At 68.6% G+C, this 25283-nt stretch carries 22 protein-coding genes; 11 read left to right on the top strand and 11 right to left on the bottom strand.

What is annotated here, in order from left to right; translation table 11 throughout:
- The first annotated feature begins 90 nt into the window (after positions 1 to 90).
- From Sp245p_RS29950 to Sp245p_RS29940, 3 genes are all read left to right on the top strand, one after another.
- Positions 91 to 1350 carry a Glu/Leu/Phe/Val family dehydrogenase gene (locus tag Sp245p_RS29950; RefSeq protein ID WP_014241774.1) on the top strand — a complete coding sequence of 420 codons (1260 nt, stop codon included), beginning with the start codon at positions 91 to 93 and terminating at the stop codon, positions 1348 to 1350.
- 133 nt (positions 1351 to 1483) lie between these two features.
- Positions 1484 to 3142 (top strand): ATP-binding protein, encoded by a 1659-nt coding sequence (locus tag Sp245p_RS29945; protein WP_052584442.1) that lies wholly within the window; start codon positions 1484 to 1486, stop codon positions 3140 to 3142.
- Entirely contained in the window at positions 3126 to 3752 is a 627-nt protein-coding gene (locus Sp245p_RS29940) for a response regulator transcription factor (protein ID WP_014241772.1), read from the top strand. The genes Sp245p_RS29945 and Sp245p_RS29940 overlap by 17 nt, the downstream gene beginning before the upstream one ends.
- Positions 3753 to 3799: 47 nt before the next feature.
- Here Sp245p_RS29940 and Sp245p_RS29935 read toward each other — a convergent pair whose 3' ends face one another.
- Genes Sp245p_RS29935 through exbB form a run of 3 tightly spaced genes read right to left on the bottom strand, consistent with a single transcriptional unit; the run spans position 3800 to position 6010 of the window.
- Positions 3800 to 4645 carry an energy transducer TonB gene (locus Sp245p_RS29935; protein WP_014241771.1) on the bottom strand — a complete coding sequence of 282 codons (846 nt, stop codon included), beginning with the start codon at positions 4643 to 4645 and terminating at the stop codon, positions 3800 to 3802.
- Positions 4642 to 5064 carry a TonB system transport protein ExbD gene (gene exbD, locus Sp245p_RS29930; RefSeq protein WP_014241770.1) on the bottom strand — a complete coding sequence of 141 codons (423 nt, stop codon included), beginning with the start codon at positions 5062 to 5064 and terminating at the stop codon, positions 4642 to 4644. The genes Sp245p_RS29935 and exbD overlap by 4 nt, the downstream gene beginning before the upstream one ends.
- A gap of 4 nt (positions 5065 to 5068) precedes the next feature.
- On the bottom strand, positions 5069 to 6010 hold the full coding sequence (gene exbB, locus Sp245p_RS29925; RefSeq protein ID WP_246119820.1) for a tonB-system energizer ExbB: 942 nt from the start codon (positions 6008 to 6010) through the stop codon (positions 5069 to 5071).
- A 154-nt stretch (positions 6011 to 6164) separates the two neighbouring features.
- Between exbB and Sp245p_RS29920 the strand changes: the two genes are divergently transcribed.
- Positions 6165 to 6425, top strand: a complete 261-nt coding sequence (locus Sp245p_RS29920; RefSeq protein ID WP_014241766.1) for a hypothetical protein — start codon at positions 6165 to 6167, stop codon at positions 6423 to 6425.
- A gap of 36 nt (positions 6426 to 6461) precedes the next feature.
- On the opposite strand, the gene Sp245p_RS29915 is transcribed toward Sp245p_RS29920, so the two are convergent.
- The 3 genes from Sp245p_RS29915 to Sp245p_RS36370 all read right to left on the bottom strand — a co-directional run bounded on the left by Sp245p_RS29915 (position 6462) and on the right by Sp245p_RS36370 (position 9490).
- Complete coding sequence (locus Sp245p_RS29915; RefSeq protein WP_014241765.1) at positions 6462 to 7283, bottom strand: hypothetical protein; 822 nt, start codon at positions 7281 to 7283, stop codon at positions 6462 to 6464.
- An 82-nt stretch (positions 7284 to 7365) separates the two neighbouring features.
- Positions 7366 to 7722 carry a Lin0512 family protein gene (locus Sp245p_RS29910; protein ID WP_014241764.1) on the bottom strand — a complete coding sequence of 119 codons (357 nt, stop codon included), beginning with the start codon at positions 7720 to 7722 and terminating at the stop codon, positions 7366 to 7368.
- A 109-nt stretch (positions 7723 to 7831) separates the two neighbouring features.
- Complete coding sequence (locus Sp245p_RS36370; protein WP_041813106.1) at positions 7832 to 9490, bottom strand: reprolysin-like metallopeptidase; 1659 nt, start codon at positions 9488 to 9490, stop codon at positions 7832 to 7834.
- Between the two features lie 684 nt (positions 9491 to 10174).
- Here Sp245p_RS36370 and Sp245p_RS36465 point away from each other — a divergent pair.
- The 6 genes from Sp245p_RS36465 (at position 10175) to Sp245p_RS29875 (ending at position 17334) form a co-directional block, all read left to right on the top strand.
- The gene (locus Sp245p_RS36465) at positions 10175 to 10678 is read left to right on the top strand and encodes a septal ring lytic transglycosylase RlpA family protein (protein WP_014241762.1); all 504 of its coding nucleotides are present in this window, start codon (positions 10175 to 10177) and stop codon (positions 10676 to 10678) included.
- Between the two features lie 137 nt (positions 10679 to 10815).
- Positions 10816 to 11226, top strand: a complete 411-nt coding sequence (locus Sp245p_RS29895; RefSeq protein WP_014241761.1) for a hypothetical protein — start codon at positions 10816 to 10818, stop codon at positions 11224 to 11226.
- Positions 11227 to 11347: 121 nt separating this feature from the next.
- Complete coding sequence (locus tag Sp245p_RS29890) at positions 11348 to 13057, top strand: sensor histidine kinase (protein ID WP_014241760.1); 1710 nt, start codon at positions 11348 to 11350, stop codon at positions 13055 to 13057.
- Entirely contained in the window at positions 13054 to 13773 is a 720-nt protein-coding gene (btsR, locus tag Sp245p_RS29885) for a two-component system response regulator BtsR (RefSeq protein ID WP_014241759.1), read from the top strand. Before Sp245p_RS29890 ends, btsR begins: the two co-directional genes overlap by 4 nt.
- 267 nt (positions 13774 to 14040) lie before the next feature.
- The gene (locus Sp245p_RS29880; RefSeq protein WP_014241758.1) at positions 14041 to 15852 is read left to right on the top strand and encodes a carbon starvation CstA family protein; all 1812 of its coding nucleotides are present in this window, start codon (positions 14041 to 14043) and stop codon (positions 15850 to 15852) included.
- A 228-nt stretch (positions 15853 to 16080) separates the two neighbouring features.
- The gene (locus tag Sp245p_RS29875; RefSeq protein ID WP_109139166.1) at positions 16081 to 17334 is read left to right on the top strand and encodes an MFS transporter; all 1254 of its coding nucleotides are present in this window, start codon (positions 16081 to 16083) and stop codon (positions 17332 to 17334) included.
- A 7-nt stretch (positions 17335 to 17341) separates the two neighbouring features.
- Here Sp245p_RS29875 and Sp245p_RS29870 read toward each other — a convergent pair whose 3' ends face one another.
- From Sp245p_RS29870 to pdxR, 4 genes are all read right to left on the bottom strand, one after another.
- The gene (locus Sp245p_RS29870) at positions 17342 to 18502 is read right to left on the bottom strand and encodes an osmoprotectant NAGGN system M42 family peptidase (RefSeq protein WP_014241757.1); all 1161 of its coding nucleotides are present in this window, start codon (positions 18500 to 18502) and stop codon (positions 17342 to 17344) included.
- A gap of 16 nt (positions 18503 to 18518) precedes the next feature.
- Positions 18519 to 20300 carry an N-acetylglutaminylglutamine synthetase gene (ngg, locus tag Sp245p_RS29865; RefSeq protein WP_014241756.1) on the bottom strand — a complete coding sequence of 594 codons (1782 nt, stop codon included), beginning with the start codon at positions 20298 to 20300 and terminating at the stop codon, positions 18519 to 18521.
- Between the two features lie 7 nt (positions 20301 to 20307).
- On the bottom strand, positions 20308 to 22083 hold the full coding sequence (locus Sp245p_RS29860; protein WP_014241755.1) for an N-acetylglutaminylglutamine amidotransferase: 1776 nt from the start codon (positions 22081 to 22083) through the stop codon (positions 20308 to 20310).
- 313 nt (positions 22084 to 22396) lie between these two features.
- Positions 22397 to 23839, bottom strand: coding sequence for a MocR-like pyridoxine biosynthesis transcription factor PdxR (gene pdxR, locus Sp245p_RS29855; RefSeq protein ID WP_014241754.1), 1443 nt, complete (start codon positions 23837 to 23839; stop codon positions 22397 to 22399).
- 100 nt (positions 23840 to 23939) lie between these two features.
- Here pdxR and Sp245p_RS29850 point away from each other — a divergent pair, with 100 nt between their 5' ends.
- Positions 23940 to 24665 carry a pyridoxamine 5'-phosphate oxidase family protein gene (locus Sp245p_RS29850; RefSeq protein ID WP_014241753.1) on the top strand — a complete coding sequence of 242 codons (726 nt, stop codon included), beginning with the start codon at positions 23940 to 23942 and terminating at the stop codon, positions 24663 to 24665.
- Positions 24666 to 24689: 24 nt separating this feature from the next.
- Here Sp245p_RS29850 and Sp245p_RS29845 read toward each other — a convergent pair whose 3' ends face one another.
- Positions 24690 to 25157, bottom strand: a complete 468-nt coding sequence (locus Sp245p_RS29845) for a DUF4112 domain-containing protein (protein WP_014241752.1) — start codon at positions 25155 to 25157, stop codon at positions 24690 to 24692.
- Positions 25158 to 25283: the final 126 nt, after the last annotated feature.

Genomic DNA, 25283 nt, shown 5'->3' with positions numbered 1-25283 from the left:
TCATATGCCTAAGGGGAAGTGAGCAGAACCTTCCAGGAAGGAGATGCGGCCAACCTTCGGTGCTCCTGACCGAAACCATGGGGAAAAGGAATGGACGATCTGCTTTCGGGGGCGCTGAGCCGCCTGGATGAAGCCGCCAAGCACGTCGAGGTGGATTCCGAGGTTCTCGAGAAACTGAAATACGCCAAGGAGACGTTGAGCGTCCGCCTGTCCGTGCGCATGGACGACGGTTCGCGGCGCTCCTTCCCGGCGTGGCGGTGCCGCTACGACGACACGCGCGGCCCGACCAAGGGCGGCATCCGCTTCCACCCGAGTTCCAACGTGGAGGAGGTGACCACGCTGGCCTTCTGGATGACCTTCAAGTGCGCGGTGATGAACCTGCCCTATGGCGGGGGCAAGGGCGCGGTGAAGGTCGATCCGCACAGCCTGTCCAAGTCGGAACTGGAGCGCCTGTCGCGGGCCTATGTCCAGGCCTTCGCCGGCATGATCGGACCCGACCGCGACATCCCGGCGCCGGACGTCTACACCAACTCCATGATCATGGGGTGGATGGCCGACGAGTACAGCTCCATCGTCCGCCAGCCGAGCCCGGCGGTCATCACCGGCAAGCCGCTGCCGCTCGGCGGTTCGCTCGGGCGCGACGACGCGACCGCGCGCGGCGGCTACTACCTGATCAAGCATCTGGAAGAGGATCTGCGCCTGTCCGGATCGGCCCGCCGGGTGGTGATCCAGGGTTACGGCAACGCCGGCTTCCACATCGCCCGCCTGCTGCACGCGGACGGCTACCGCATCGTCGGCCTGTCCGATTCCCGCGGAGCCATCGTCTGCGAGGACGGGCTGGACCCGCAGGCCGTGCAGACGGCCAAGGAGCACGGCGGCTCGGTGACCGCCTACACCGGGAACGGCGCCCGTGCGGTGACCGGCGACGAACTGCTGGGCACCCCGTGCGAGATCCTGGTTCCCGCGGCGCTGGAGGATCAGATCCACAAGGGCAACGCCGGTCTCATCAAGGCGCGCGTCGTCCTGGAACTCGCCAACGGCCCGGTCACGCCGGACGCCGACCGCATCCTGAACGAGGCCGGCGTCATCGTCCTGCCCGACATCCTGGCGAACGCCGGCGGCGTGACGGTGTCCTACTTCGAGTGGGTGCAGAACCGCCAGGGCTACTATTGGGGCCTCGACGAGATTCACGAGCGCCTTCGCGTGATCATGGAGACCGAGGGCCGCCGGGTCTGGGACATGGGCACGACCAAGGACATTCCGATGCGTACGGCGGCCTACGCCCACGCGCTGGAACGGCTGTCGAAGGCCATCGCCGCGCATGGAACGCAGCCGTTCTTCGTCGGCTGATCCGTGCGTCGCGGGGACGGGAGCCCGCCGGGCTCCCGCCCATCGCATAGGCGAACACGCCCGGTTGGACGTATAGTCCGTGCCTCGTCCACCCATGCCGTTGCGCCCGTGCAGCCTGAAAGACCGTTTTGAGATGCCTTTTCCGCCCGCCAGCCGTGCGACGGGAGCGCCTGCCATCCTGACCGGCCGGGACATGGTCGTGCTGTCGCTCGCCTTCCTGGCGGCCTATCTGCCCATCGACTGGCTGACCTTCATCCACCCCCGCCCGAGCCTCAACATCACGCCGTGGAACCCGCCGGCGGGGCTCTACATGGCCCTTCTGCTGTGGACCGGCGCGCGCGGCCTGCCGATGGTCTACGCCACGCTGATCCTGGCCGATCTGGTGGTGCGGGGGCATCCGGCCTCGATCTCCTCGCTGCTGCTCTCGAATCTCGCCATCGTCGCCGGGTACGGGGCGGCGGCCCATGTGCTGCGCCACCGGGTGGCGATCGGTCTGGCGTTGAATCGGGTGCGCGACGTCGGCTGGCTGGTCGGCGTCACCTTCCTGAGCGCCGCCGTCGTGGCGCCCGTCTTCGTCGGCGTGTTCGTCCTCGACGGGGCCTTGCCCGCGGCCGATCTGCCGACGCTGGCCTTCCAATACTGGCTGGGCGACGCCATCGGCATTGCCGTGGTCACGCCCTTCGTCCTCCTCCTGCACCGACCGGACGAGACTCCCGCCTGGAGCGTGCCGAAGACGCCCACCGCCGCGCAGACGGCGGCCATCGCCGCGGCCCTGCTGCTGGTCTTCCTGCCCATCGGCGACGGCCAGTTCAACCTGTTCTATGTGCTGTTCCTGCCCCTCGTCTGGGTGGCGGTGTCGCACGGCCTGCCGGGCGCGGTGCTGGCGGCGCTGGCCATCCAGAGCGGCCTGATCGCCGGGCTGCAGGCGATCGGCCTTCCCCTGGGCGCGGTGGTTTATCACCAGACGCTGATGCTGGCCCTGGCCATCACGGCCCTGTTCCTCGGCGCCCTGGTCAGCGAGCGGCGCGAGGTCGAGGTCCGGCTGCGCGAACACCAGACCGAGCTTGCCCATCTCTCCCGCCTCACGGTGACCGGAGAGATGGCGTCCGCCCTGGCCCACGAGTTGAATCAGCCGCTGCTGGCCGCCATCAGCTACGCGCGCGCCGCCCAGCGCCTGCTGGAGGGCGACGACACGCCGCCGCGCGCCCACGAACTCATCGACAAGGCGGTGATCCAGGCGGAGCGCGCGGGCGAGGTCATTCGCGGGCTGCGCACCTTCCTGAGCAAGGGATCGCTTCAACTGGCGCCGGAATCGGCCAGCGAGATCCTGCGCGAGACGCTGACGCTGGTGCGGGGGGACGCGGCGTACAACCGGGTCCAGCTTCGGGTGGACATGGCCGAGCCGCTTCCCCTCGTGCTGTGCGACCGCATCCAGATCGAGCAGGTTCTCCTCAACCTCGTGCACAACAGCATCGAGGCCATCGCCGCGGCCGACAGTCCGGTGCGCGAGGTCGTCCTGCGGGTCCGGGCCACGCCGCCGGACGGCCTGACCTTCGAGGTCGAGGACAGCGGCCCCGGCGTGTCGGCGGGCATGGTCGACCATCTGTACTCGCCGTTCGCCACCACGAAGCCGGCGGGCATGGGGCTCGGCTTGCCCATCTGCCGCTCGATCGTCGAGAGCCACGGCGGCAGGCTGTGGCTCGGCCGCACCGGTTCGACCGGTTCCGTTTTCCAGGTCTTTCTGCCCGCAGCCCGTTCAGACACCCGGCCATCCCATGACCCAGACCGATAAAACCTCCACCGGCGAACCGACCGTCTTCATCATCGACGACGACGAAGCGGTCCGCGACGCGCTCTCCGTTCTGGTCGAGGTGGCCGGCCTGTCCGTGCGCACCTTCGTCAACGCGCTGGAATTCCTGCACCGCTACAGCCCGGAGCAGCCGGGCTGCGTGGTGGCCGACCTCCGCATGCCCTTCATGGATGGGCTGGAGCTTCAGGAGGAACTGTCCCGGCGCGGCTGCGGCCTGCCGGTCATCATCATCACCGCCCATGGCGAGGTGAGTTCCGCCGTCACCGCCTTCCGGTCCGGAGCCGTCGATTTCCTGGAAAAGCCGTTCGACGACGGCGTCTTCCTGCGCCGCATCCACGAGGCCTTGCAGCGCGACGCCCACCAGCGCCGGGACCGCTCCGCCGCGGAGTCCGCCCTGGCAAAGCTGGCCCTTCTCAGCCCCCGCGAACGGGATGTCGCGGCGCTGATGGTCGAGGGCTGCGCCAACAAGGCCATCGCGATCCGCCTCGGAATCGGCGTCCGCACGGTGGAGACCCACCGGGCGAACATTCTCAGCAAACTCGACATCCGGACGGTTCCGGAACTCATGCGCCTGTGGATGCACATACCGTGATGCGTATCCAGGTCATGCACGCTTGAGCGGCCAAAGCGTGTACCGGCTCAGCGCAGGAAATACTGCACCGGAACCACCAGCTCCATGCGGTCCTGCGCCACGTCCGGCGGCGGGGCCGGGAGCGGCGAGGCGCGTTCGACCAGAGCGATCGTCTCCTCGTCCAGCGCCTCGAAGCCGGAACCTTTGTGCAGCCGCACCGCCAGCACCCGGCCTTGCCGGTCGAGCGTGATGTGGACCTGCGGAACGCCCTGCTGGCGCCGCATCTGGGCGATGCGGGGGTAGCGCTTGTAACGCTCCAGATGGCCGAGGACGGCACCGTGCCACGTGGGCAGCGCGTTGCTGTTGCGCGGCACCGGCGCCGCCTGGGCTGGGGCGCCCGAAGGCGGGGCGGCGGCGGGGGCGGCGTTGGCCGGGGCTTCCGTCACCGGCTTGGGCGGCGCCTGCGGCTGGGGGCGCGGCTTCGGCGGCTCGGCCTTGGGCTTCGGCTTGGGCTCTTCCTTGGGCTTGGGTTTCGGTTTGGGCGGCGGCTCCGGCAAGGAAACCTCCGCCGGGACGGGCGGGGGCGGCTCCGGGGCGATCTCGGGGATGGGCTCGGGTTCCGGTTCCGGCTCGATCACCGGCTCGGGCGGCAGCTCCGGTTCGGGGAGCATCGATTCCAGGGTCGGCGGCGGCTCCGCGGCCGGCGTTTCCGGCATCGGCGGCAGATCGAGCATCACCGCGGGCGGCATGGCCGGCGCCTCTTCCATCGCGACGTGCCAGGACAGAGCGGCGAGCGCCAGAAGGGCGTGGGCGCCCAGCACGACCACCAGACTGCCGCCCCAGCGCGCCAGGGCGGGTGCCGTGCGCTCCTCGCCGTCCGGCAGATCGTTGGGATCGAACGTCGCCACGCTCATTTCGCGGCCGCGCCTTCCAGCCCGACCAGGGCGATCTTCAGATAGCCGGCGGCGCGCAGCGCGTTCATCACCTCGGTCAGCGCGCCGTAATCCACGCTGCGGTCGGCGCGCAGGAAGACGCGGGCGCCCTTGTCGCCGTTCGTCACCCCGTCCAGCGCCGCCGCCAGGGACTCCCGCGCCACCGGCGTGTCGCCCACCGACAGGCTTTTGTCGGCCTGGATGGTCAGGAACAGAGGCTTGTCAGGCCGCGGCTGCGGCTGGGCGGTCGAGGCCGGGAGGTCCACCGGCACGTCCACCGTCGCCAGCGGGGCCGCCACCATGAAGATGATGAGCAGCACGAGCATCACGTCGATGAAGGGCGTGACGTTGATGTCGTGCGACTCGGTGAGATCGTCGCCGTCGTCCAGACGCGCCGCCATGGTCTTACTCCGCCGCCTTGGACACGGTGCGCGGCAGGGCGCGGCGGTCCATGTCGCGGCTCAGCAGCCGCAGCACCGCTGCCGACGAGTCGCCGAGCTGGGCGCGGTAGCCGCCGATGGAGCGGGCGAAGCCGTTGTAGATCACCACCGCCGGGATGGCCGCGATGAGGCCGATGGCCGTCGCCAGCAGCGCTTCGGCGATGCCCGGCGCCACCACGGCGAGGTTGGTCGTCTGCGACTTGGCGATGCCGATGAAGCTGACCATGATGCCCCACACCGTGCCGAACAGCCCGACGAACGGGGCCGTGGAGCCGATGCTGGCGAGGATGCCGGTTCCGCGCATCATGCGCCGCCCCTCCGCCACCTCGATCCGCTCCAGGCGGGAGGCCGCGCGCTCCTTCAGACCCTCCTGCGAGGGGGCGTCGGCGGACTGGTGGGCCTCGGCGATGACGGCGCGCAGGAAGGCGGTCGCCGGGGTCTTCTCGAAGCCGATGCTCTCGGCCGCCTGGGTCAGCGAACGCGCCTGCTCCAGCGCCGCCAGGGAGGCCCGCGCCTTGCGCTTGGCCTTCGACAGCTCCACCGATTTGGCGAGGAAGATGGTCCAGGTGGCCACCGAGGCCAGCGCCAGCCCGATCATCACCGCCTGCACCACCGGGCTCGCCGCCATGAACATGCCCCAGGGGGACAGGTCGTGCGGCAGCGTCGCCGTCGCGGCGGTCACATGCTCCAGTCCGGCGGCCGCTCCCGCCGCAACGTCCGGCGCCGCCAGCGGGGCGGCCAGCGCGTCGGCGGCGGGCGCCGTCACAGGCGCTGCCGTGGAAGCCGGTGCCGCGGGAGCGCCGCCGTTGGTTGCGGGGGTGCCCTGCGCCCAGCCAACTCCGCTCGACAGGAAGGTGCCGGCGGCGGCCATCGCAGCGATGGAACGGGTGTGAAGCGCTGTGAACATTGGCGGTTCGAACTTCTTTGCGGCTGACTTCCTTCCTGTATAGTGCGAACGACTCTCATTTGCACCCATAAAGTGCTATATTGCTGCTATGCGACAAATGGGCGGCACGCCGGTTGTTCACGGCGTGACATGTGAACCGCAAGGGAAGATTGCGATGCCCAAGGTCCGGACCGTATCGGAACATGGCAGCTTCCGGCTCGTCGAGCGTGACGGCCGCTACGCCGTGATCGAGGCGCGTGACGGCCAGATCTACGGTCTCCACGGGGAGGCGGGGGACCGTCCCAGCGCGCCGGACCGTCCGGATGCCGCCGAAGCCGTCGTTGCCCCCGGCGACTGGCATGCCGAGGATGAGGCCCGCCGCCGCTTCGAGGAGCTCACCGCCCGCGGCGAGGAGCTGGCCCGCAAAATCTGGTGATCCGCATCGGGTGCCAGTGCGGGTGACCAGCGCGGTTCAGAACGCCTGGATCGCCTTTGAGGAGACCGTCCGCCACCGCGCGTCGGCGTCCTTCAGCATGGTCTGGATGTGGCCGATGTGGACCTGACCGTAGAGGATCAGGATGTTGCGGTCCGGTTCGGCCTTGATCGCCGCCACCACCTTGTCCTCGCGCAGGGTGGTCAGCGCGGGCGGCAGGGCCTCGCGCACCATGGAGCCCGACGCGGTGGTCGCCAGCATGATGCGGATGGCGGCCTGGACGCGCCGCTGCACCCAGCCCGGCAGTTGGCCGTACTCGTCCCGGAGCTGCGCCAGATCGATGGTTTCCGGATCGGCCTCGTCCGGATCGTCGGGGGGCAGGGCGGCCAGCAGTTGCGACAGGGTGACGTCGACGTTGCGGGCGTCCGGTCCCGGCGGGCCGATCAGGGCGCGGTTGTCCTGAAGCACCAGCCCGTCGCCGAGCAGGCTCGCCATCATCTCGTAGGGATGCTGCTTGCTGTCCGGGTTCCAGTCCGCCCCGAGCCGGCGCAGCACGTCGGCCACCCCGGCGGGGTTGGAGGAATCGTCGGGACGGACCTCCTCGTAGAAGACCAGCCAGCCTTCCTGGCGCCGCTGCGCGATGTGGCGGGCGATCGCGCTGTAGAAATCCGGCTTGGCGACATGGACCATGCCCTGCATCTCCACCTGCCGCCGCCCGTCGCTCATCACGACTCGGGACAGTTCCAGGGGGATGTGGTCGGCGATCACCGGCAGGGCGGCCACCACCCCCACGGTCAGGGTGACGAGGCCGCCGGCGAGGATGCCGCCGGCGATCAGGGCGGTTCGGAGCGCGCGCTTCATGCCCCGACGCTGGCACGAAACGGGAGGCGGGGGCAACCGCTCCGGACCCAAGGGCCAAACTTCGGACCCCGGATGCCGTACCTCAGACGCCGACCTCCACCGCGGCGTTGACGATGTAGATCATCTCGTTGCGGTCGTTCTTGTCGGCGAGGAAGATGCCGCTGGGCGCCAGCATGCCGCCGGACACCACGTTGAAGGAGACTTGTCCATAGGGGAAGACGGCCCGCACGGCCTCCAGGTCCAGACGGTCGGCGTCCGCCGGAACGGCGAGATGGACGCGGACCTGCATCCGGCTGGTGTCGCCATCGACCAGCGCGCGCATGCCGGGCATGGAGTTGCGCTCGATGGCGTTGCGCACGGCGCGCACCGCGGCCTTGGTCACGTCCTGGCCGTGCAGATCGGCGCCCATGCCGAGTTCGACAAACATCACCTGCTTCATGGTCGTGGGTCCCTCCTCGTTCCGTGTTTCGGCGATTGTGCTGAGGATGCGTCAGGATCGGCGCGGCGCGGCAGCCGATACGGCCGTTTTTTCGAACGGCGGAATGCGGTCAGCCGATCCGGAAGGCAAGATAGCTGTCGGTCCCCACCTGTCCGGGCATGGCGAGCAACCCGCCGGGGGTCTGTCCGCTGAAGGTCAGGCTGAGGTCGGTGCCGCCATTGCCGTCCAGGTCGATTCGCGCGGTGGCCCCCTGATAGCCGGTGGCGCCCGCCAGATCCTCCCAGGTCAGTTTGGAGAGGGTGTCCGTCCAGCCCCAGGCGACGGCCCATTCCACCGGTTGCAGGTCGGTGATGGTGGACCACGTGACGCCTTCGCCCCGCCCATCGACGTTGAAGGTGTCTGTTCCGGCTCCGCCGGTCAGGAAGTTGGAGCCCGTGCCGCCGTCCAGCACGTCGTTTCCGTCTCCGCCCTGCGCGGCGTCGTTCCCGCCGAGCAGATTCATGAAATCGCCCTGGTCGCTGCCGACGACCGCTTCCCCGGCGGCCGTTCCCAGGAACTGGTTTTTCAGGCCGGCGACCGGGCCGGAATAGGGGGCCATCCGCACCTCGTAGCTCATGGCGCCATCCTGAACGATGGCGCGTTCGTCCGGCGCGGCGCGGGGCAGGGCGGCTGCGGCCTCCTGCCGGGTGACCGTGCGGTCGGCAAAGACCAGCCGTTCGATGCCGCGCAGCCGGTCGGTGCCGCCGGCCCCGGTGACCGTCAGGTCCACTCCGCTTCCCGACGGATCGACGGTCACGAAGACGTTGGCGGAGGGGAAGTCGTACAGCGCCGCGTCGTCGCCGGTTCCGCCGTCGAGAAAATCGTCGCCCGCTCCGCCGGCCAGCGTGTCGTCTCCGGCGGCGCCCATCAGCGTGTCGGCGAAGGCCGAGCCGGTCAACCGATCGCCCGCCGCCCCGCCGATGACGGTCTCAATGCGGGTGCCGTAGCCGACGAAGACTTGGTTCTGGGCCAGGATCGACGGGGCCTGCGTGGAAAACCATCCCCAGCCGCCCGTCAGGTCGATGGTGACGGGAACATCCGACCCTGCTGCGGACAGGGTGTCGTTGCCACCGCCATCCCAGAGGTAGCGTCCCGGCGCGCCCGGCGTCAGCAGATACAGGTCGTCGCCGGCGCGCACGGTGGGGTTGGGGCCATAGAGGCGCTGGATTGCGGCGACGTCGTAGACGCCCAGCCCGCCGGGCCAGACGCCGTAATAGGACATGACCGTGTTGGTGCGGTTGTCCTCGGCCGGCGGCAGGAAGGGCGGAGTGCCGCCGCCTGTGCCGTTGTAGTCGCCGGGATGCTTCAGGCCCAGCGCGTGGCCGATCTCGTGCACATAGGTGCGGTAACCGGCCGATTCGGGGTCGAGGTAGATGTACGAGCCCGCCGGGTTGGGGTAGTAGGCCATGCCGGAGGCGCCGAAGGCATCGAGCTGGCTCATGTGGAATTGCAGGTTGGCGGTCATCGGAGCCGCCGTTTCCACGAAGGCGAGGTTGGCGACGGCGCTCCACTCCCCCATCGCCTGCAACGCCATGGCCTTTTGGCTGTCGTTGAGGGGACGGAAGCCGGGCACGTAGCGGATGCCGGCATCCACGACCCAGCCGTAGGTCAGGCTGTAGGGCGCCGTCGCGGCACCGTCCGGCGGCACGCCCCAGCGGCGCCCGCTGTCGAACGCTCGGACGAACAGCGGGTCGCCGACGCCGCCCGTCGTCCGGCCGGCCGTTTCCATCGTCGGGCCTGAAGCGTCATCGAAGCCCGAAACGTCATCGAGGGGTGATCGGTCATCGCCGGTACCGTCTCCGTTTCCGCCGGGGTCGGGAATCCGAAACTCACTCATGTCCGCGCACTCCGTTTGGGTGGACCGGTGTTTCGCTAAATTCGTTCGGAATTTCGATGATGTTTGGCGAAAACGATCGGAGCTCGTCTTTCAATCAGCCAGTATTTATGACAAGGCGTTTGTCCGTGTTCAATGGATCAGACGGCATCATCAGCATTGGGCGATGGAAAATTTTCAACGGATTTTCAGTGTCTTGTGAGTGGTCCGGGAAATTCCTTCCACGCATTCGCGGGCCTGCGGTGACGCCGGGTTATACGCTGAGGATGACTGGCGAGATTTCCAGGATGGGCAAAAATTCAATTGCCGTAAATGAAACGCACGAACCGGCTCGCGCCCGTCATGATAAGGTCAAAGTAAAATCGTTAAAGAATATTAAGACGCAATCCTGTCACAGCATAGGTGTGGATTCGCGGATTGACAGGATGGAGAGATTCCGCAACCGTTGCCGCAGAACAACAACGGGGGAGAGAAAGAGTGCGGTATGGCTGTGTTGCGCTCGCTATCTGTGCTGTTTCTGTTGGGGCATGTTCGACTGGTGCACAGATTGCCTCCGTCCCGCCAGTGCCGCAGGACTCAATGCTGCAGGACGTCGAGTTTGAGGAAAACGCGGCGCCGGTCGTGTCGGATATCGAACCGGTTTATGTTCACAAGGGGAAGGCGTCCTACTACGCCGATTTCTTCCATGGCCGGACCACGGCGTCGGGGGAGCGTTTCAGCCAGAACCGGCTGACCGCCGCGTCCCGCCGGCTTCCCCTGGGCAGCCGGGTGACGGTGACCAACGCTGACAACGGGCGCAGCGTCGAGGTCGTGATCAACGACCGAGGCCCCTACGTGAAGGGGCGGGTGATCGACCTCTCCCGGAAGGCGGCCAGTGAACTGGGCATGATCGAGGACGGCGTGGTGAACGTGCGTGTCGAAGCCCGGCCTTCCGACCAGCCGAACCGTTCCCTGCGGCAGCGGCTGGAGCAGATGGTCGCCGTGCTTTACCCCGACCGCAAACCGGCGTCCGAACCGCCTGTGACGGTGGCCGAACGGCCCGAACCGGATTTGACCGGCACGGATCTGGGCACGGCCGAATAACGGAACCGCGTCCCGTCCGACGCTTCCCACCCAAACGCACAACGCGCAGGCTTCCACCCAAGGGGCGCGGCGCCGCGAAGGCCGCCGATGCGCCCACGCGGGTGACGGAGCCGTGCGCGCAGAGGAGGTTCCAACCCATGCTGAAGCTCGTGATCCGCGACACCCATCACGCCGCCGGCCTGTTCCTGGAGCAGGTGGACAACGTCCGCCAACTCATCGCCGAGTTGAAGGCGCTGAAGCGCGTTCCGTCCGCCTCGCTCTATCTGGAAGGGCTGGCCGAACGCTGCCTGCGGCGCGGCTGGACGGTGATCCCCGCCGACCCGCTGGTCCGCGGCTGCACGTCGCGCACCCACATCGTCGAGCTGCACCTCGACCCCAACCAGCCGGGCGCGCCCTTCGTCGGCATCTACGAGCCGGGGGAGGACGGCACCCCCTGCCGCCGCCTGCACGACTCCCTGGAAGGGCTGGCGAACCGCCTGCGCCTGCCGCCCGCCAACGGCGGCACCATGCCTGCAACGGTGCAACAGGCCCCCGCGCTGGCCGCATAGAGCCATCGCAGCGGTCCGGGGACTCCGGCCACATCCATTGATTGGAATCATACCGTGGCAGGACGGGCGGGGGTAGCCTGCGGGCCGGCAATCCCGCCGCCCGCTGCCCGTGCCCGCCCCCATGACCGTCGAGCATCTCAGCCTCGTCTTCCTGCTGCTTCAGCAGATGTGCGTGTATCTGGTCATCGCGTACATGCTGAGCCGGACGCCGCTGTTCCTGCCGGTGATGCACCTCACCGTGCGCTGGCCGCACAAGCTGGCCTGCTACGTCATCTTCTCCATGTTCTGCATCATGGGGACCTATTTCGGGTTGCAAATCGACGATTCCATCGCCAACACCCGCGCCATCGGGGCCGTGCTGAGCGGCATCCTGGGCGGGCCGTCGGTGGGGCTGGCGGTCGGCTTCACCGGCGGGCTGCACCGCTATTCGCTGGGCGGCATGTCGGCGGTGGCCTGCGCCGTCTCCACGGTGACGGAGGGGCTGATCGGCGGTCTGGTGCACCGCCACTTCGTCCGCCAGGGCCGCATCGAGCCGCTGTTCGACCCGCTGCGCGTCGGCGCCGTCACCCTTGTGGCGGAAATCGCCCAGATGCTGATCATCCTGCTGGTGGCCAAGCCCTTCCCGGCGGCGCTCCATTTGGTGGAGGTGGTGGCGCTGCCGATGATCGTCGCCAACACGCTGGGGGCGGGGCTGTTCATGCGCATTCTGATGGACCGCCGTGCCTTGATCGACAAGCAGTCGAGCGCCTTCTCCGCCAAGGCGCTGAAGATTGCTGCGCGGGCCGACGGCGTGCTGCGCCAGGGCTTCAACGAAGAGAACAGCATGCGGGTCGCCCGCATCATCTACGAGGAAACGGGCGTCGGCGCCGTCGCCATCACCGACCGTGAGAAGCTGCTGGCCTTCATCGGCGTCGGCGACGACCACCATCTGCCGGGCACGCCGATCACCTCGCCCCAGACCTACCAGGCGATCGCCAACAACCAGGTGCTCTACGCCGACGGCAATTTGGTCTCCTACAAATGCTCGATCCACCCGAACTGCCGGCTGGGCGCCTCGCTGGTGATCCCGCTGGTCGGCGAGGACGACCGGGTGATCGGCACCGTCAAGCTGTACGAGCCGAAGACCAAGCTGTTCTCCACCATCAACCGCACGCTGGGGGAGGGCATCGCCCGGCTGCTGTCCAGCCAGATCCTCGCCGGGCGCTACGAACAGCAGAAGGCGCTGCTCGCCCAGTCGGAGATCAAGCTGCTGCACGCGCAGGTGAACCCGCATTTCCTGTTCAACGCGCTGAACACCATTTCCGCGGTCATCCGCAACGACCCGGAGCGGGCGCGCCAGCTCGTGCAGAGCCTGTCGGTCTTCTTCCGCAAGAACCTGAAGCGCCCCAGCCAGGAGGCCACGGTGGCCGACGAGGTGGAGCATGTCAGCGCCTATCTCCAGATCGAGCTGGCGCGCTTCACCGGGCGCCTGTCGGTGGAGATCGACGTGCCCGACGGGCTGCGCCATGCCCGGCTGCCGGCCTTCCTGCTCCAGCCGCTGGTGGAGAACGCCATCAAGCACGGCACCTCGCAACTCCTCGGCCCCGGCCATGTCCGCATCGCGGCGCGGCGGGAGGGCGACGACCTGTGGCTGTCGGTGGAGGACAACGCCGGACTCTACGAGGAGAAACCGGGCGGTGACGGGCTGGGCATGTCCATCGTGGACCGCCGTGTCCGCAACCGCTTCGGCAACGGCTACGGAGTGGACGTCGCCTGCGAGGCCGACGTCTTCACCCGCATCACCCTGCGCCTTCCCCTGGACATCCCTGCCGTCGCGGAGACCGCGCCATGATGACCGTCCTGATCGTGGACGACGAGCCGCTGGCCCGCGAGGAGTTGCGGCGCCTGCTGGAGGAGTTCCCCGACCTCCAGGTCGCCGGGGAATGTGCCAACGCCATCGAGGCCATCGGCGCCATCAACCGCCAGCCGCCGGACGTGGTCTTTCTCGACATCCAGATGCCGCGGGTCAGCGGGCTGGAGATGCTGAGCATGCTCGATCCGGAGCGGATGCCCCGCATCGTCTTCCTGACCGCGCACGACGAGTACGCCGTCCAGGCCTTCGAGGAGCACGCCTTCGATTATCTGCTGAAGCCGGCGGACCCGGCCCGGCTGGCCAAGACGCTGCAACGGCTGCGCCGCGAGCGGGCGCCGCAGGACCTCGCCGTGCTGAAGGACGCCGCCCCGCTGCGGCTGATCCCCTGCACCGGCCACAACCGCATCTCCCTGCTGAAGCTCGACGAGGTGGAATGCGTGGCCTCCAAGGCGAGCGGCGTCTTCGTCGTCGGCGCCGACGGCGAGGAACGCTTCACCGAGCTGACCCTGCTGACCTTGCAGGAGCGCACCCCGCTGGTGCGCTGCCACCGGCAATATCTGGTCAACCCTGACCGCATCCGGGAAATCCGCCTGATCGACAATGGTCTGGCGGAAATCCAGACGCTGGGCGGCCAGAGCATCCCGGTCAGCCGCCGCTTCCTCGGCCCGCTGAAGGAACGGCTGGGCATCGGGTGAATGTCATGGCTAAACCCTCTCCCCTCTGGGGAGAGGGTTAGGGTGAGGGGGTTGCGCTTGTGCCGGACGCACCGACATGCGCAACCCCCTCACCGGCCCTGCGGGCCACCCTCTCCCCGGAGGGGAGAGGGCTTATAAAATCCCCCCCCACCGCTCACCGCCGCTTTCCGACCGCTCGCCACGCCATGGCGCCGCTCCGGGGAGAGCACCACACGGAGGATGAAACCCGGCCTAACGTGACGACAGTTCCTTCCAAGGAGAGCTGTCATGGATCACGCCCTAACATTTGTGATCGCGACACTCTGCATCCTCGCCCTCTGCTACCGCTTCTACGGCGTGTTCTTTGTGCGCAAGGTGCTCCGTGCCGATGATTCCGAGGTGACGCCGTCCCACATCCTGGCCGACGGGCGAAACTATGTTCCCACCAAGAAGTGGGTGAACGCCGGCCAGCATTTCGCGGCGATCGCCGCCGCCGGCCCGCTGGTCGGCCCCGTGCTGGCCGCGCAGTTCGGCTATCTGCCGAGCTTCCTGTGGCTGCTGATCGGCTGCGTCATCGGCGGCGCGGTGCACGACACGGTCGTGCTGTTCGCCTCGATGAAGCACAAGGGCCAGTCCCTGTCGGAGGTCGCCAAGGCCGAGCTCGGCCCCGTCGCCGGCTGGTGCACCGGTCTGGCGATGCTGTTCATCATCACCATCACCATGGCCGGCCTGTCGATGGTCGTCGTCCATGCGCTGGAGCGCAACGCCTGGGGCGCCTTCGCGGTCTTCATGACGATCCCGATCGCCGTCGCGCTCGGCCTCTATGAGAAGATCACCGGCTCGTCCAAGGGCGCCACGCAGGTCGGCATCGCCGCCATCGCCGCCTCCGTCTTCGCCGGCCCCTACATCCAGGGCACGGTCCTGGGCAGCTGGCTGACGCTGCACGCCGAGACGGTCGCGCTGATCCTGCCGATCTACGCCTTCTTCGCCACGGCGCTGCCGGTGTGGATGCTGCTGACCCCGCGCGGCTACCTGTCGAGCTTCATGAAGATCGGCGTGTTCGGCGCGCTCGTCGTCGGCGTCGTCTTCATCAACCCGGAAATCCGCTTCCCCGCGCTCACCGACTTCATCCATGGCGGCGGCCCGGTGCTGGCCGGCCCGGTGTGGCCGTTCATCTCGATCACCATCGCCTGCGGCGCCATCTCCGGCTTCCACGCCTTCATCGGCTCGGGCACCACGCCGAAGCTGATCGACAAATGGAGCGACATCCGCACCGTGGCCTTCGGCGGCATGCTGGCCGAATGCGTGGTCGGCGTCATGGCGCTGATCGCCGCCACCTCCCTGCACCCGGCCGACTATTTCGCCATCAACTCCTCGCCCGCCGCCTTCCAGGCCCTGAACATGCAGGTCGTCGATCTGCCGCGGCTCAGCCAGGAAATCGGTCTCGACCTCTACGGCCGCACCGGCGGCGCGGTGACCCTGGCCGTCGGCATGACGGAAATTTTCACCCGCATCCCGTGGTTCGGCACGCTGGCCTCCTACTTCTTCCAGTTCGTCGTGATGTTCGAGGCGGTGTTCATCCTGACCGCCGTTGACAGCGGCACCCGCGTGGCCCGCTATCTGATCCAGGACCTGGGCGGCGACCTCTATGCCCCGCTGAAGCGTCTCGACTGGGTGCCCGGCTCGATCGCCGCGAGCGTGCTGGCCTGCGTGGCCTGGGGCTACCTGCTGACGTCGGGCGACATCAACTCGGTGTGGGCTCTGTTCGGGGTGTCGAACCAGCTCATGGCCTCGGTCGGCCTGATCATCGGCGCCACGATCATCCTGCGCCTCGGCCAGAAACGGGTCTACATGCTGACCTGCCTCGTCCCGCTGGCCTACCTGTTCGTGACGGTGAACTATGCCGGCTACTGGATGATCACCAACGTCTACCTGAACCCGCTGGCCAAGGGCTACAACGTCTTCAACGCCGGCATCTCGATCATCATGCTGTCGCTGGGCTTCGTGATCCTGATCGCCGCCCTCAAGAAGTGGAAGGAACTCCTGCGCATCCGCAAGGACAACATGCCTGAGACGCTGATCGCCACCCCGGCGGAATAGCCGGACACCGGGCAAGCCGCCCGGAGACGACCAAGCGCTCAACCGGAAGAGGTATCGCTGCTCCCCCAGCGGTACCTCTTCTGCATTTCTGTGGAATGGCTGGGACGGCCCCGATTCCGTGAATTACAAGGGTTGATTCGCCATCCGGCGGGTGCCATCCAAGGGCCGGCGCCGTGGCCTCCGGGCTGCGGCGCCGGTTTTTCGTGGATGGAACGGGTGGTCGGGCACATGCCGCAGGTTGCACGGTCGGTACTTTCGCTCCTGCTCGGGGTCGCTTTCCTGATGCTGGGCAACGGCGCGCTCAGCACGCTCATCGGCCTGCGGCTGGCCGGCACAGAATCCGGTGCGGTCGCGGTGGGCCTGATCACCGCGGCCTTCTACACCGGGCTGACCGGCGGCTCCCTGTTCGCCCACCGGGTCATCACGCGGGTCGGCCACATCCGCGCCTTCGCCGCCTTCGCCTCCGTCCTGTCGGCGGCGGCGCTGTCGCACGCCCTGTTTGCCGCGGTGCCGGTGTGGACCGTGCTGCGTCTGGCCGAGGGCTTCTGCATGGCCGGCCTCTACATCTGCATCGAAAGCTGGCTGAACGGCACCGCCAACAACGAGACGCGCGGGCAGATCCTGTCGCTCTACATGGTCACGCTCTACGCCGCCTCGGCGGTGGGCCAGCAGTTGCTGCAGTTGGACGATGAGGCGGGCGTGCGCATCTTCATGCTGATCGCCATCCTGCTGACGCTCGCCCTGGTACCGGTGGCGCTGACCCGGACCACGCCGCCGACCCTGCCCAACGTCGAATCCTACGGCCTGCGGCGGCTGTACGAGGCGTCGCCGCTGGGGGTCGTCGGCGTCTTCATCAGCGGGACGGTCACCGGCTCCATCTATGGCCTCGCCCCGGTGTTTGGCGCGGCCTCCGGCTTCGGGGTGTCGGGGACGGCGCTGTTCATGAGCACCCTGATTCTGGGCGGGGTGGCGCTGCAATGGCCGCTGGGGCGGTTGTCCGACCGCTTCGACCGGCGCGCCGTCATCATCGGCCTGTCGGCGGCGCTGGCGCTGGTCAGCGTCGGCATGATCCTGGCGGACGGCAGCGGGCGGCAGGAGACGCTCCTGCTGGTGGCGCCGTTGTTCGGCGGGCTGGCCTTCACGCTCTACCCGGTTTGCGCCGCCCACACCAACGACCACGCCGGGCCGGACAATGTGGTGTCGGTCAGCGGCGGCCTGATCCTCGCCAACTCGGTGGGGGCGATCATCGGGCCGCCGCTGGCCTCGACCGCCATGGGCCTCGCGGGACCGGAGGCGCTGTTCGGCTTCATTGCCGCGGGGGCGGGCTCGGCGACGCTTTACGGCCTGTGGCGCACGCGGATGCGCCCGCCGCCGCCCGCCGAGGCCCAGGCAAGCTTCCGCCCGCTGCCCCAGACGACGCCGACCGTCACCCCGCTCGACCCGCTGGGTCCGCCCCGGCCGGAATTGGCGGCGGGGGATTGAGGCGGCCTTACTCCTCGACCTTTGCCGGCGCGGTGGGCTGCCAAGGGAAGGCGCCCATCGGCCCCATGCCGACGCGGTCGCGCGGGATCGCCACGTCGCTCTGCATGTACAGCGCGATCAGTTCGGCCAGTGAGCGCAGCGAGTCCGCGTGGATGCGCTCGTAGCCGTGGGAGCTGTCGATGCCGAAGCAGACCAGGGCCGTGCGAATGTCGTTGCCGGCCTCGATGGCGGCGGCGCTGTCGCAGCGGTAATAGCGGAAGACGTCGCGCTGGTGCTCGATCTCGTGCTGCTGGCACAGCGACAGCAGCTTGTGCGTCAGGTGATAGTCGAAGGGGCCGGTGCTGTCGGCCATGGCGACGGTCACGCCGAACTCGCGGCTGTTCTGGCCCATGGCGGTGGTGCCGTTGTCGATGGTGACCATCTCCGCCACGTCCTTGTGCAGGACCGACGAGGCGCCGGAGCCAACCTCCTCCGAGATGGTCAGCAGCAGGTGGCAGTCCACCGGCAACGGCAGCTTGGCGTCCAGCACCGCCTTGGCGGCGGCGAAGATCACCGCCACCCCCGCCTTGTCGTCGAGATGGCGGGAGTTGATGAAGCCGCTGGCGTCGAACTCCGCCTGCGGGTCGATGGCGACGAAGTCGCCGACGTTGAAGCCGTGGAACTGCAGTTCCGCCAGGGTTTCGCAGCGGGCGTCCACCCGGATCTCCAGGTTGGTCCAGGCCACCGGCTGGGTGTCGATCTCCTCGTTGAAGGTGTGGCCGGACGCCTTCAGCGGCAGGATGGTGCCGCGGTAGCTTCCCTTGTCGGTGAAGACGGTGCAGCGCGCCCCCTCGGCGAAGCGCGCCGACCACGTGCCGATGGGCACGACCTCCAGCCGGCCGTTCGGCTTCAGCATCTTCACCTGGGCGCCCAGCGTGTCGAGATGGGCGACCACGGCGCGGTCGGGGCTGTACTGCCGCCCCGCCAGATCGGCGCGGATCGCGCCGCGCCGGGTCAGTTCGAAGGGGATGCCCAGACGGTGCAGCTCGTCGCCGCAGAAATGGACGATCTGGTCGGTGTATCCGGTCGGGCTCGGGATCTCCAGCAGGCGGCGGAGAAGGCCCGTCAGATAGTCCATGTCGATGACCGGCCGGACGATTCCGGTCCGCGTCAAGGCTGCCTGCTCCATACCACCTCCTGAACGGTCACGCCCGCGGATCGACCGCGGAGTAGGGGAAGAGAAGATCAAGGAAGCGTTCGGCGGTCGGCTGCGGTTCGTGGTTGGCAAGACCGGGCCGCTCGTTCGCCTCGATGATCGCGTAGTCGGATCCCAGCAGGTCGGGGATCAGGAGATCCAGGCCGACCACCGGAATGTCGAGCGCGCGCGCCGCCTCCACCGCCGCCTCCACCACGCGGTGGTGCAGGCGGTCGGTGATGTCGTGCAGCGTGCCGCCCGTGTGCAGGTTGGCCGTCTTGCGCACGGCCAGCGTCTGCCCTTCCGGAAGGACCGAGTCCATGGTGAAACCGGCGTCACGCACGCAACGTTCCGTTTCCTCGTCCATCGGGATGCGGCTTTCCCCGCCGGTGGCGGCGGCGCGGCGGCGGCTCTGCGCCTCGATCAGCTGCGAGATCGTCCGCTCGCCGGTGCCGACGATCTCCGCCGGGCGGCGCACCGCGGCGGCGACGACGCGGTAGTCGATGACCAGGATGCGCACGTCCTGGCCCTGCACAAACTGCTCCAGCAGGACCGTTTCGCAGATCTTCTTCGCCTTGGACACTGCCCAGGCCAGTGTCTCCGCGTCGCGCACGTCCACGGTGATGCCCTGGCCCTGCTCGCCGCGGGCGGGCTTCACCACGACGCTGCCGTGGCGCTCCAGGAAGGCCGCGTTGTCGTCCATGCCATCCGCGGTCATCTGGTCCGGCACCGACAGGCCGGCCCGCAGCAGCGTGCGCCGGGTCACCGCCTTGTCGTCGCAACGGAACAGCGCCACCGCCGAGGTCAGCTCGCTGAGGCTCTCGCGGCACAGGATGCTTCGCCCGCCGAAGCTCAGGCGGAACAGGTTGGATTCCGCGTCCACAACCTCCACCCCGATGCCGCGGCGCCGGGCCTCGTTGATGATGATCATGGCGTAGGGGTTGAGGCTGGCCTCCACCGCCGGGCCGGCGAACAGCTTCTCGTTGATTGGGTTCTTGGTCTTCAGCGCGAAGACCGGCACCCGCCGGAAGCCCAGCTTCTCGTAGAGCGCAATGGCGTTGGCGTTGTCGTGCAGGACCGACAGGTCCATGAAGCTGCGCCCGCGCTCCTTGAAATGCTCGGCCAGCGCGCGCACCAGCGCTTCGCCGATGCCGGGGTAGGCCGCCTGCGGATCGACCGCCAGGCACCACAGGGAGGAGCCGTTCTGCGGGTCCTTGAAGGCGCGGACATGGTCCACCCCGGTGACCGAGCCGATGACCGCCCCGCTGACCGGATCGGTGGCGATCAGGTGGGTCAGCACGCGGCTGTCGCGCTCCGACCAGCAGAATTCCGGGTCCATGGTGACCATGCCGCGGGCGCCGTAGATGCGGTTTACGGCATCGACGTCCTGGCGGCCGCGCAGTTTTTCGATGGCGAAGCCGCGTGTCTCGCCGCCCGGCCGGAAGCCGGCCAAGCGCAGGCGGTAGGTGTGGGAGGGGTCGAGGAACAGCTCGGTCGGCGCCTGGGCCAGCGCCACGTGGGGGTCCTCCAGATACAGCGCGATGTCGCGCCGCCCCGGCCCCTCCTGGCGCATCACGGCGATCAGTTCACCGACGTCGGGAAAGGTGTTGGCGAACAGCAGGCGGCCCCAGCCGCAATTCACCACCGCGCGCGGCGTCGGCCCCTTTTCCGCTCCGGGATGCCCCGCCCCCGTCCGGCGGTTCGGGCGCGGCGAGTCCTCGTCCATCAGGGCGGAGACCAGGGCGCGTTCGATCCGGAAAGGCGTCTGGGTGCGATTCTGCATCGTCATCATGCGGTGTTCAGATCCCGTGGGTTTGCAGCCAGAACTCCAGCAGGGCGGCCTGCCAGAGCTTGGAACCGCGAAGCGGCGTGATGTGGGTTTCCGGATCGCTGAACAGGCGGTCGAGATAGGCCGGCTGGAACAAAGCGCGCTTCCGCGCGGCGGGCTGGTTCAGCACGTCGCGCACCAGCTCCAGATAGGGACCGCGCAGGTACTTCAGCGCCGGAACGGGGAAATAGCCCTTGGGCCGGTCGATGACCTCGGAGGGGACGACCTTGCGCGCCGCCTCCTTCAGCACGTATTTGCCGCCGTCGCGCACCTTCAGCTCCGGCGGGACGCGGGCGGCCAACTCGACCAGATCGTGGTCAAGGAAGGGGACGCGCCCCTCCAGCCCCCAGGCCATGGTCATGTTGTCGACCCGCTTCACCGGGTCGTCGACCAGCATGACCGTGGTGTCGAGGCGCAGCGCCTTGTCCACCGGGCGGTCGGCGCCGGGCCGGGCGAAATGGGCGGCGACGAAGGCGCTCGCCGCGTCCTCGTCGGCCAGATACTGCGGGTTCAGTGCTTCGGCCATCTCCGCGCGGTTGCGGTCGAAGAAGACCTTGGCGTAGGTGGACAGCGGGTCCGCCGCCTCCATCATCGGCGGGTACCAGTGGTAGCCCGCGAAGATCTCGTCGGCGCCCTGGCCGCTCTGCACCACCTTCACATGCTTGGCGACCTCCTGCGACAGCAGGAAGAAGCCGATGGCGTCGTGGCTGACCATCGGTTCCGACATCGCCCGCACGCAGTCCTGAAGGGCGGGCAGGGCGCGGTTGCTGTCGATGAACAGCTTGTGATGGTCGGTCTGGAAGCGCTGGGCGATCAGGTCGGAATACTGGAACTCGTCGCCCTTCTCCTGGCCCACCGTCTCGAAGCCGATGGAGAAGGTCTGCAGGCCGGTCTGCCCGGCCTCCGCCAGCAGGGCGACGATGACGGAGCTGTCCAGACCGCCCGACAGCAGCACGCCGACCGGCACGTCGGCGACCAGACGCCGCTCCACCGCCTTGCGCAGCGTGGACAGCACGGCGTCTTGCCAGTCGCCTTCCGACATGCGTTCGTCGCCGGGCGGCGGGCCGAAGACGGGTTCCCAATAGGTTTCCTCGATGCGGCGTCCGTCCGGCTCCAGCGTCAGCAGGGTGGCCGGCGGCAGCTTGCGCACGCCCTTCAGGATGGTCCCCGGCGCCGGAACGACGGCGTGGAAGCTCATATACTGGTAGAGCCCCACCGGGTCGATCGTCGTGTCGATGTCGCCGCCGGCCAGCAGGGCGGGCAGGGTGGAGGCGAAGCGCAGCCGTCCCGCCGTCTCGGATAGGTAGAGCGGCTTGATGCCCAGCCGGTCGCGGCCCAGCGTGACGCGCCCGCTGTCGCGCTCCCAGATGGCGAAGGCGAACATGCCGTAGAGCCGTTCGACGAAGCGGCGGCCCCAGGCGTGATAGGCTTTCAGCAGGACTTCGGTGTCGCCGTGCGAGAAGAAGCGGTAGCCCTTGGCTTCCAACTCCGCCCGCAGTTCCGGGTAATTGTAGATGCAGCCGTTGAAGACGATGCCGAGGCCCAGCTCGGGGTCGGTCATCGGCTGCTGCGCCGCCTCGGACAGGTCGATGATGCTCAGCCGCCGGTGGCCGAAGGCCATCCTGCCATGGGCGAAGACGCCTTGCCCGTCGGGGCCGCGCAACGCCAGGGCTTCGGTCATCGAGCCGACCGCGGATGCGGAGGCCGGGCGAGAATCGAAGCGGATTTCCCCGCTGATGCCGCACATTGTAAGAAATATCTCCGTATTCGAATGGACTGGACGCCGGCAAAAAACGCCACGAAACGGCGAAGGACCGGCGCCACCCCTCAACAGGCATGCAGCTTGATCGTCGCAAGGTTGGGGCCTGCCTTGCACAGGGTATCGGGGGTAGGGCGCGCCGAACGACCGGAGGGGAGCGGCCCGAAAAGGGAGTATCGGGGCTACCCCATAGGGCCGGGATCGCCGTGCGGCCGGAGAAAGCTAGGGGGTGCGGCGGCACAAAGCGCATTGGTGGGAATAGGCTTTTTTAGATTAACTCTTTTGCATCCGAAAATGAGGATTAGACGTCTAATCGTGCGGCCGCCAACGCGGCGCCGAGTTCGCGGGCGGCGTGGCGCAGGGCGCCCGGCTCGTGGCCGGTGAAGCCCAGCATCAGCGCCTGCAACGGCGGGGTGGCGATGTGCATCGGGCTGACCGAGCGGACGGCGATGCCACGCCGGGCCGCCACCGCCTCCACGGCGCGGTCCGACAGGCCGGGGCGTAGGCGGGCGATCAGCTTCATGCCCTGCTCCGGCACCTCCGCCTCCATCCAGGGGGAGAGATGGGCGCCGATGGCGTCGGCCAGCGCATCCCGCGCGGCCGTGTAGCGGCGGCGCATGCGGCGCAGGTGCGGGCCGAAATGACCATCGTTCAGGAAATCCGTCACCACGCCCGTGTAGAGCGTCGCCGGGTGCCAATCGGTCAGGCGACGCATGGTGAGCACCGGGTCCAGCAACTCGGGCGGCAGGACGGCGTAGCCGAGCCGCAGGCCGGGAAACAGGACCTTGCTGAAGGTGCCGACGTAGATGACCCGCCCGCCGCCGTCGATCCCCTGGAGCGAGGCGAGCGGACGGCCGGCGTAGCGGAACTCGCTGTCGTAATCGTCCTCCAGCACCCAGGCGCCGGCCGTGCGCGCCCAGGCCAGAAGCTCCATCCGCCGCGCCATCGACAGCACGACCCCCAGCGGGTAATGAGAGGACGGCGTGACATAGGCCAGCCGGGCGTCCGGCGCCGCGGCGACGCCCGCCGCCGCTACCATGCCCTGCCCATCGACGGGCACCGGCACGACGCGCGCCCGTGCCGCTTCCAGCGCGGCGCGCACCGCGGGGTAGCAGGGGTCTTCCAGCCACACCGGGTCGCCGGGTCGCAGCAGCACACGCAGCACGAGGTCGATGGCCTGCTGGGCGCCGGCGGTGATCACCACCTGCTCCGGCTCGCAGCGTACCGCCCGCGCGCTCTGGAGGTAGCGGGCGATGGCCTGCCGCAGCGCCGCCGGCCCGCCGGGTTCGCCGTAGCCGAGCATCTCCGGGTCGGGCCGCTGGAGGTGCCGCAGGGTCAGGCTGCGCCAGATCCGCAAACTGCGCTCGTCCAGGGCGCAGCGCCCCGTGCTGAACGGGAGGGTGCCGAAGGGGGTGGCCGATGGGGGCGGGGAGGGGACGCGGCGGGGCTGTTCCGGCGGCGACACCTCCAACCCGTCCGGCAGATCGCTGGACACGAAGCTGCCCGCCCCGACGCGCCCCTCGATGAAGCCCTCGGCCAGAAGCTGCTCATAGGCGACGACCACCGTGTTGCGGGCGACGCCGAGCCGTTCGGCCAGGGCGCGCGTCGGCGGCAGCTTCCCGCCGGGTGGCAGGGCACCGGACAGGATGGCCCGGCGCAGCGCGCCGTAGACCTGTCGCAGCAGCGGTTCCCCGCCCGTCCGGTCGATGGGGACAAGCATCAGGTCGGACAAATCGGCGGGCATCGGATTGGTCCAGTCGACAAGGTCGGAATTGGCTCTCACGCCGGACCAATGGCTAGGCTCTAATGGCGTTGTTGTCCACCGCCGCGAAGAGAGTTCCGTGATGTCCGAGGCCGTTCCGTCCGAAAGCTATCCCGTCACCGACCGCAACCGGGTGAAACGCCTGCACGAGCGGGGCCGCTACGACCGGGAATCAGTCCACGCCATCCTCGACGGCGCGATGATCGCCCACATCGCCTACGTGATCGACGGGCAGCCCTACTGCACGCCCACGGCCTTCTGGCGGGAGGGGGAGCATCTTTATTGGCACGGGTCCTCGGCCAGCCGGATGCTGCGGGCGCAGCGCGACGGTCTGCCGGTCTGCCTGACCGTCACGCATCTCGACAGCCTCGTGCTGGCCCGCAGCGGATTCAACCATTCGGCCGATTACCGGTCCGCCATGTGCTTCGGCACCGCGCGCATCGTCGAGGAGCCGGAGGCCAAGGCCCGCGCGCTCGACGCCATGGTCGACCGCTTCTATCCGGGGCGCAGCGCCGACCTGCGGGCCAGCACGGCGCAGGAGATCAAGGCGACCATGGTGGTCGGCATGGAGATCGAGGAGGCGAGCGCCAAGGTCCGGGGCAAGGGCCTGTCGGACGAGGGCGAGGACATGGACCTGCCCATCTACACCGCCCGCTACCCGGTGGTTCAGGTGATCGGCGCCGCCGAACCTTGCCCGCGGCTTCCCGCCGGCACGCCGGTCCCGCCGGGGCTGGCGGGCTTCACCGCCGGCCGCCGGCTGGACGAGCTGATGCTGGAAAACCATCGCATCAGGTTCGGTGGGGAGTAACGCGCCCCTTCACCACGTCCGGGGTCACCGCGTCCGGCGCCACTCGCCGTCGATGGTGTAGGGCGCCGAACGACGGCGACGGTGCGTCCGATCGCCGTGCGGTGGATGACCGTCCAGATGCTCGGCCAGGATCGCCATGTTCTTGCGGTTGGCCTTCCAGAACACGTCGGCGATGTTGCCGGCGACCGGGACGGCGCTGATCAGGCTGTCCATCGCCACGTTGCCGACCATGCGCAGCAGCTTGCCGCGCGGCACGCCGAGCCTCCAGGCCTCGCGGATGAGATAGCCGGACACCGCCGTGGTGGCGAGGTTGCCGAAGCCCGGCACCAGACCCAGCACCGCGTCGGCGCCGAAGGTGATGTTGGTGCCCGGCACGCGGACGGCGCTGTCCATCATCCGCGCCAGCCATTCCAGCCGCTGGCGCGCCGCGAAATGCGCGGTCTCGCCGTAGGCGGAACCGTAACGGAAAGACGAAAAAGAGGTAGCGGTCATACGGACCCTCCAGAAGGGGACGGCTGCGCCGTCCGCTCAAGTGAAGGGCTCCGACATCGCGGTCCGTACCAAGTGGACCGCCAGAGGGGCCCGGAGCCAGTCCCGCACAGATGGCCCGGTCGTCCC

The sequence above is a fragment of the Azospirillum baldaniorum genome (genome assembly GCF_003119195.2).
GTDB lineage: Bacteria > Pseudomonadota > Alphaproteobacteria > Azospirillales > Azospirillaceae > Azospirillum > Azospirillum baldaniorum.
Note: the sequence above shows the minus strand (reverse complement) of the source record. Positions and strands in the feature narration are given on the sequence as shown.

Excerpts from the sequence above, each read along its gene's own strand:
- Sp245p_RS29950 (WP_014241774.1), top strand. The coding sequence starts at position 91 with ATGGACGATCTGCTTTCGGGGGCGCTGAGCCGCCTGGATGAAGCCGCC.
- Sp245p_RS29945 (WP_052584442.1), top strand. The coding sequence starts at position 1,484 with ATGCCTTTTCCGCCCGCCAGCCGTGCGACGGGAGCGCCTGCCATCCTG.
- Sp245p_RS29940 (WP_014241772.1), top strand. The coding sequence starts at position 3,126 with ATGACCCAGACCGATAAAACCTCCACCGGCGAACCGACCGTCTTCATC.
- Sp245p_RS29935 (WP_014241771.1), bottom strand. The coding sequence starts at position 4,645 with ATGAGCGTGGCGACGTTCGATCCCAACGATCTGCCGGACGGCGAGGAG.
- exbD (WP_014241770.1), bottom strand. The coding sequence starts at position 5,064 with ATGGCGGCGCGTCTGGACGACGGCGACGATCTCACCGAGTCGCACGAC.
- exbB (WP_246119820.1), bottom strand. The coding sequence starts at position 6,010 with ATGTTCACAGCGCTTCACACCCGTTCCATCGCTGCGATGGCCGCCGCC.
- Sp245p_RS29920 (WP_014241766.1), top strand. The coding sequence starts at position 6,165 with ATGCCCAAGGTCCGGACCGTATCGGAACATGGCAGCTTCCGGCTCGTC.
- Sp245p_RS29915 (WP_014241765.1), bottom strand. The coding sequence starts at position 7,283 with ATGAAGCGCGCGCTCCGAACCGCCCTGATCGCCGGCGGCATCCTCGCC.
- Sp245p_RS29910 (WP_014241764.1), bottom strand. The coding sequence starts at position 7,722 with ATGAAGCAGGTGATGTTTGTCGAACTCGGCATGGGCGCCGATCTGCAC.
- Sp245p_RS36370 (WP_041813106.1), bottom strand. The coding sequence starts at position 9,490 with ATGGAAACGGCCGGCCGGACGACGGGCGGCGTCGGCGACCCGCTGTTC.
- Sp245p_RS36465 (WP_014241762.1), top strand. The coding sequence starts at position 10,175 with ATGCTGCAGGACGTCGAGTTTGAGGAAAACGCGGCGCCGGTCGTGTCG.
- Sp245p_RS29895 (WP_014241761.1), top strand. The coding sequence starts at position 10,816 with ATGCTGAAGCTCGTGATCCGCGACACCCATCACGCCGCCGGCCTGTTC.
- Sp245p_RS29890 (WP_014241760.1), top strand. The coding sequence starts at position 11,348 with ATGACCGTCGAGCATCTCAGCCTCGTCTTCCTGCTGCTTCAGCAGATG.
- btsR (WP_014241759.1), top strand. The coding sequence starts at position 13,054 with ATGATGACCGTCCTGATCGTGGACGACGAGCCGCTGGCCCGCGAGGAG.
- Sp245p_RS29880 (WP_014241758.1), top strand. The coding sequence starts at position 14,041 with ATGGATCACGCCCTAACATTTGTGATCGCGACACTCTGCATCCTCGCC.
- Sp245p_RS29875 (WP_109139166.1), top strand. The coding sequence starts at position 16,081 with ATGCCGCAGGTTGCACGGTCGGTACTTTCGCTCCTGCTCGGGGTCGCT.
- Sp245p_RS29870 (WP_014241757.1), bottom strand. The coding sequence starts at position 18,502 with ATGGAGCAGGCAGCCTTGACGCGGACCGGAATCGTCCGGCCGGTCATC.
- ngg (WP_014241756.1), bottom strand. The coding sequence starts at position 20,300 with ATGATGACGATGCAGAATCGCACCCAGACGCCTTTCCGGATCGAACGC.
- Sp245p_RS29860 (WP_014241755.1), bottom strand. The coding sequence starts at position 22,083 with ATGTGCGGCATCAGCGGGGAAATCCGCTTCGATTCTCGCCCGGCCTCC.
- pdxR (WP_014241754.1), bottom strand. The coding sequence starts at position 23,839 with ATGCCCGCCGATTTGTCCGACCTGATGCTTGTCCCCATCGACCGGACG.
- Sp245p_RS29850 (WP_014241753.1), top strand. The coding sequence starts at position 23,940 with ATGTCCGAGGCCGTTCCGTCCGAAAGCTATCCCGTCACCGACCGCAAC.
- Sp245p_RS29845 (WP_014241752.1), bottom strand. The coding sequence starts at position 25,157 with ATGACCGCTACCTCTTTTTCGTCTTTCCGTTACGGTTCCGCCTACGGC.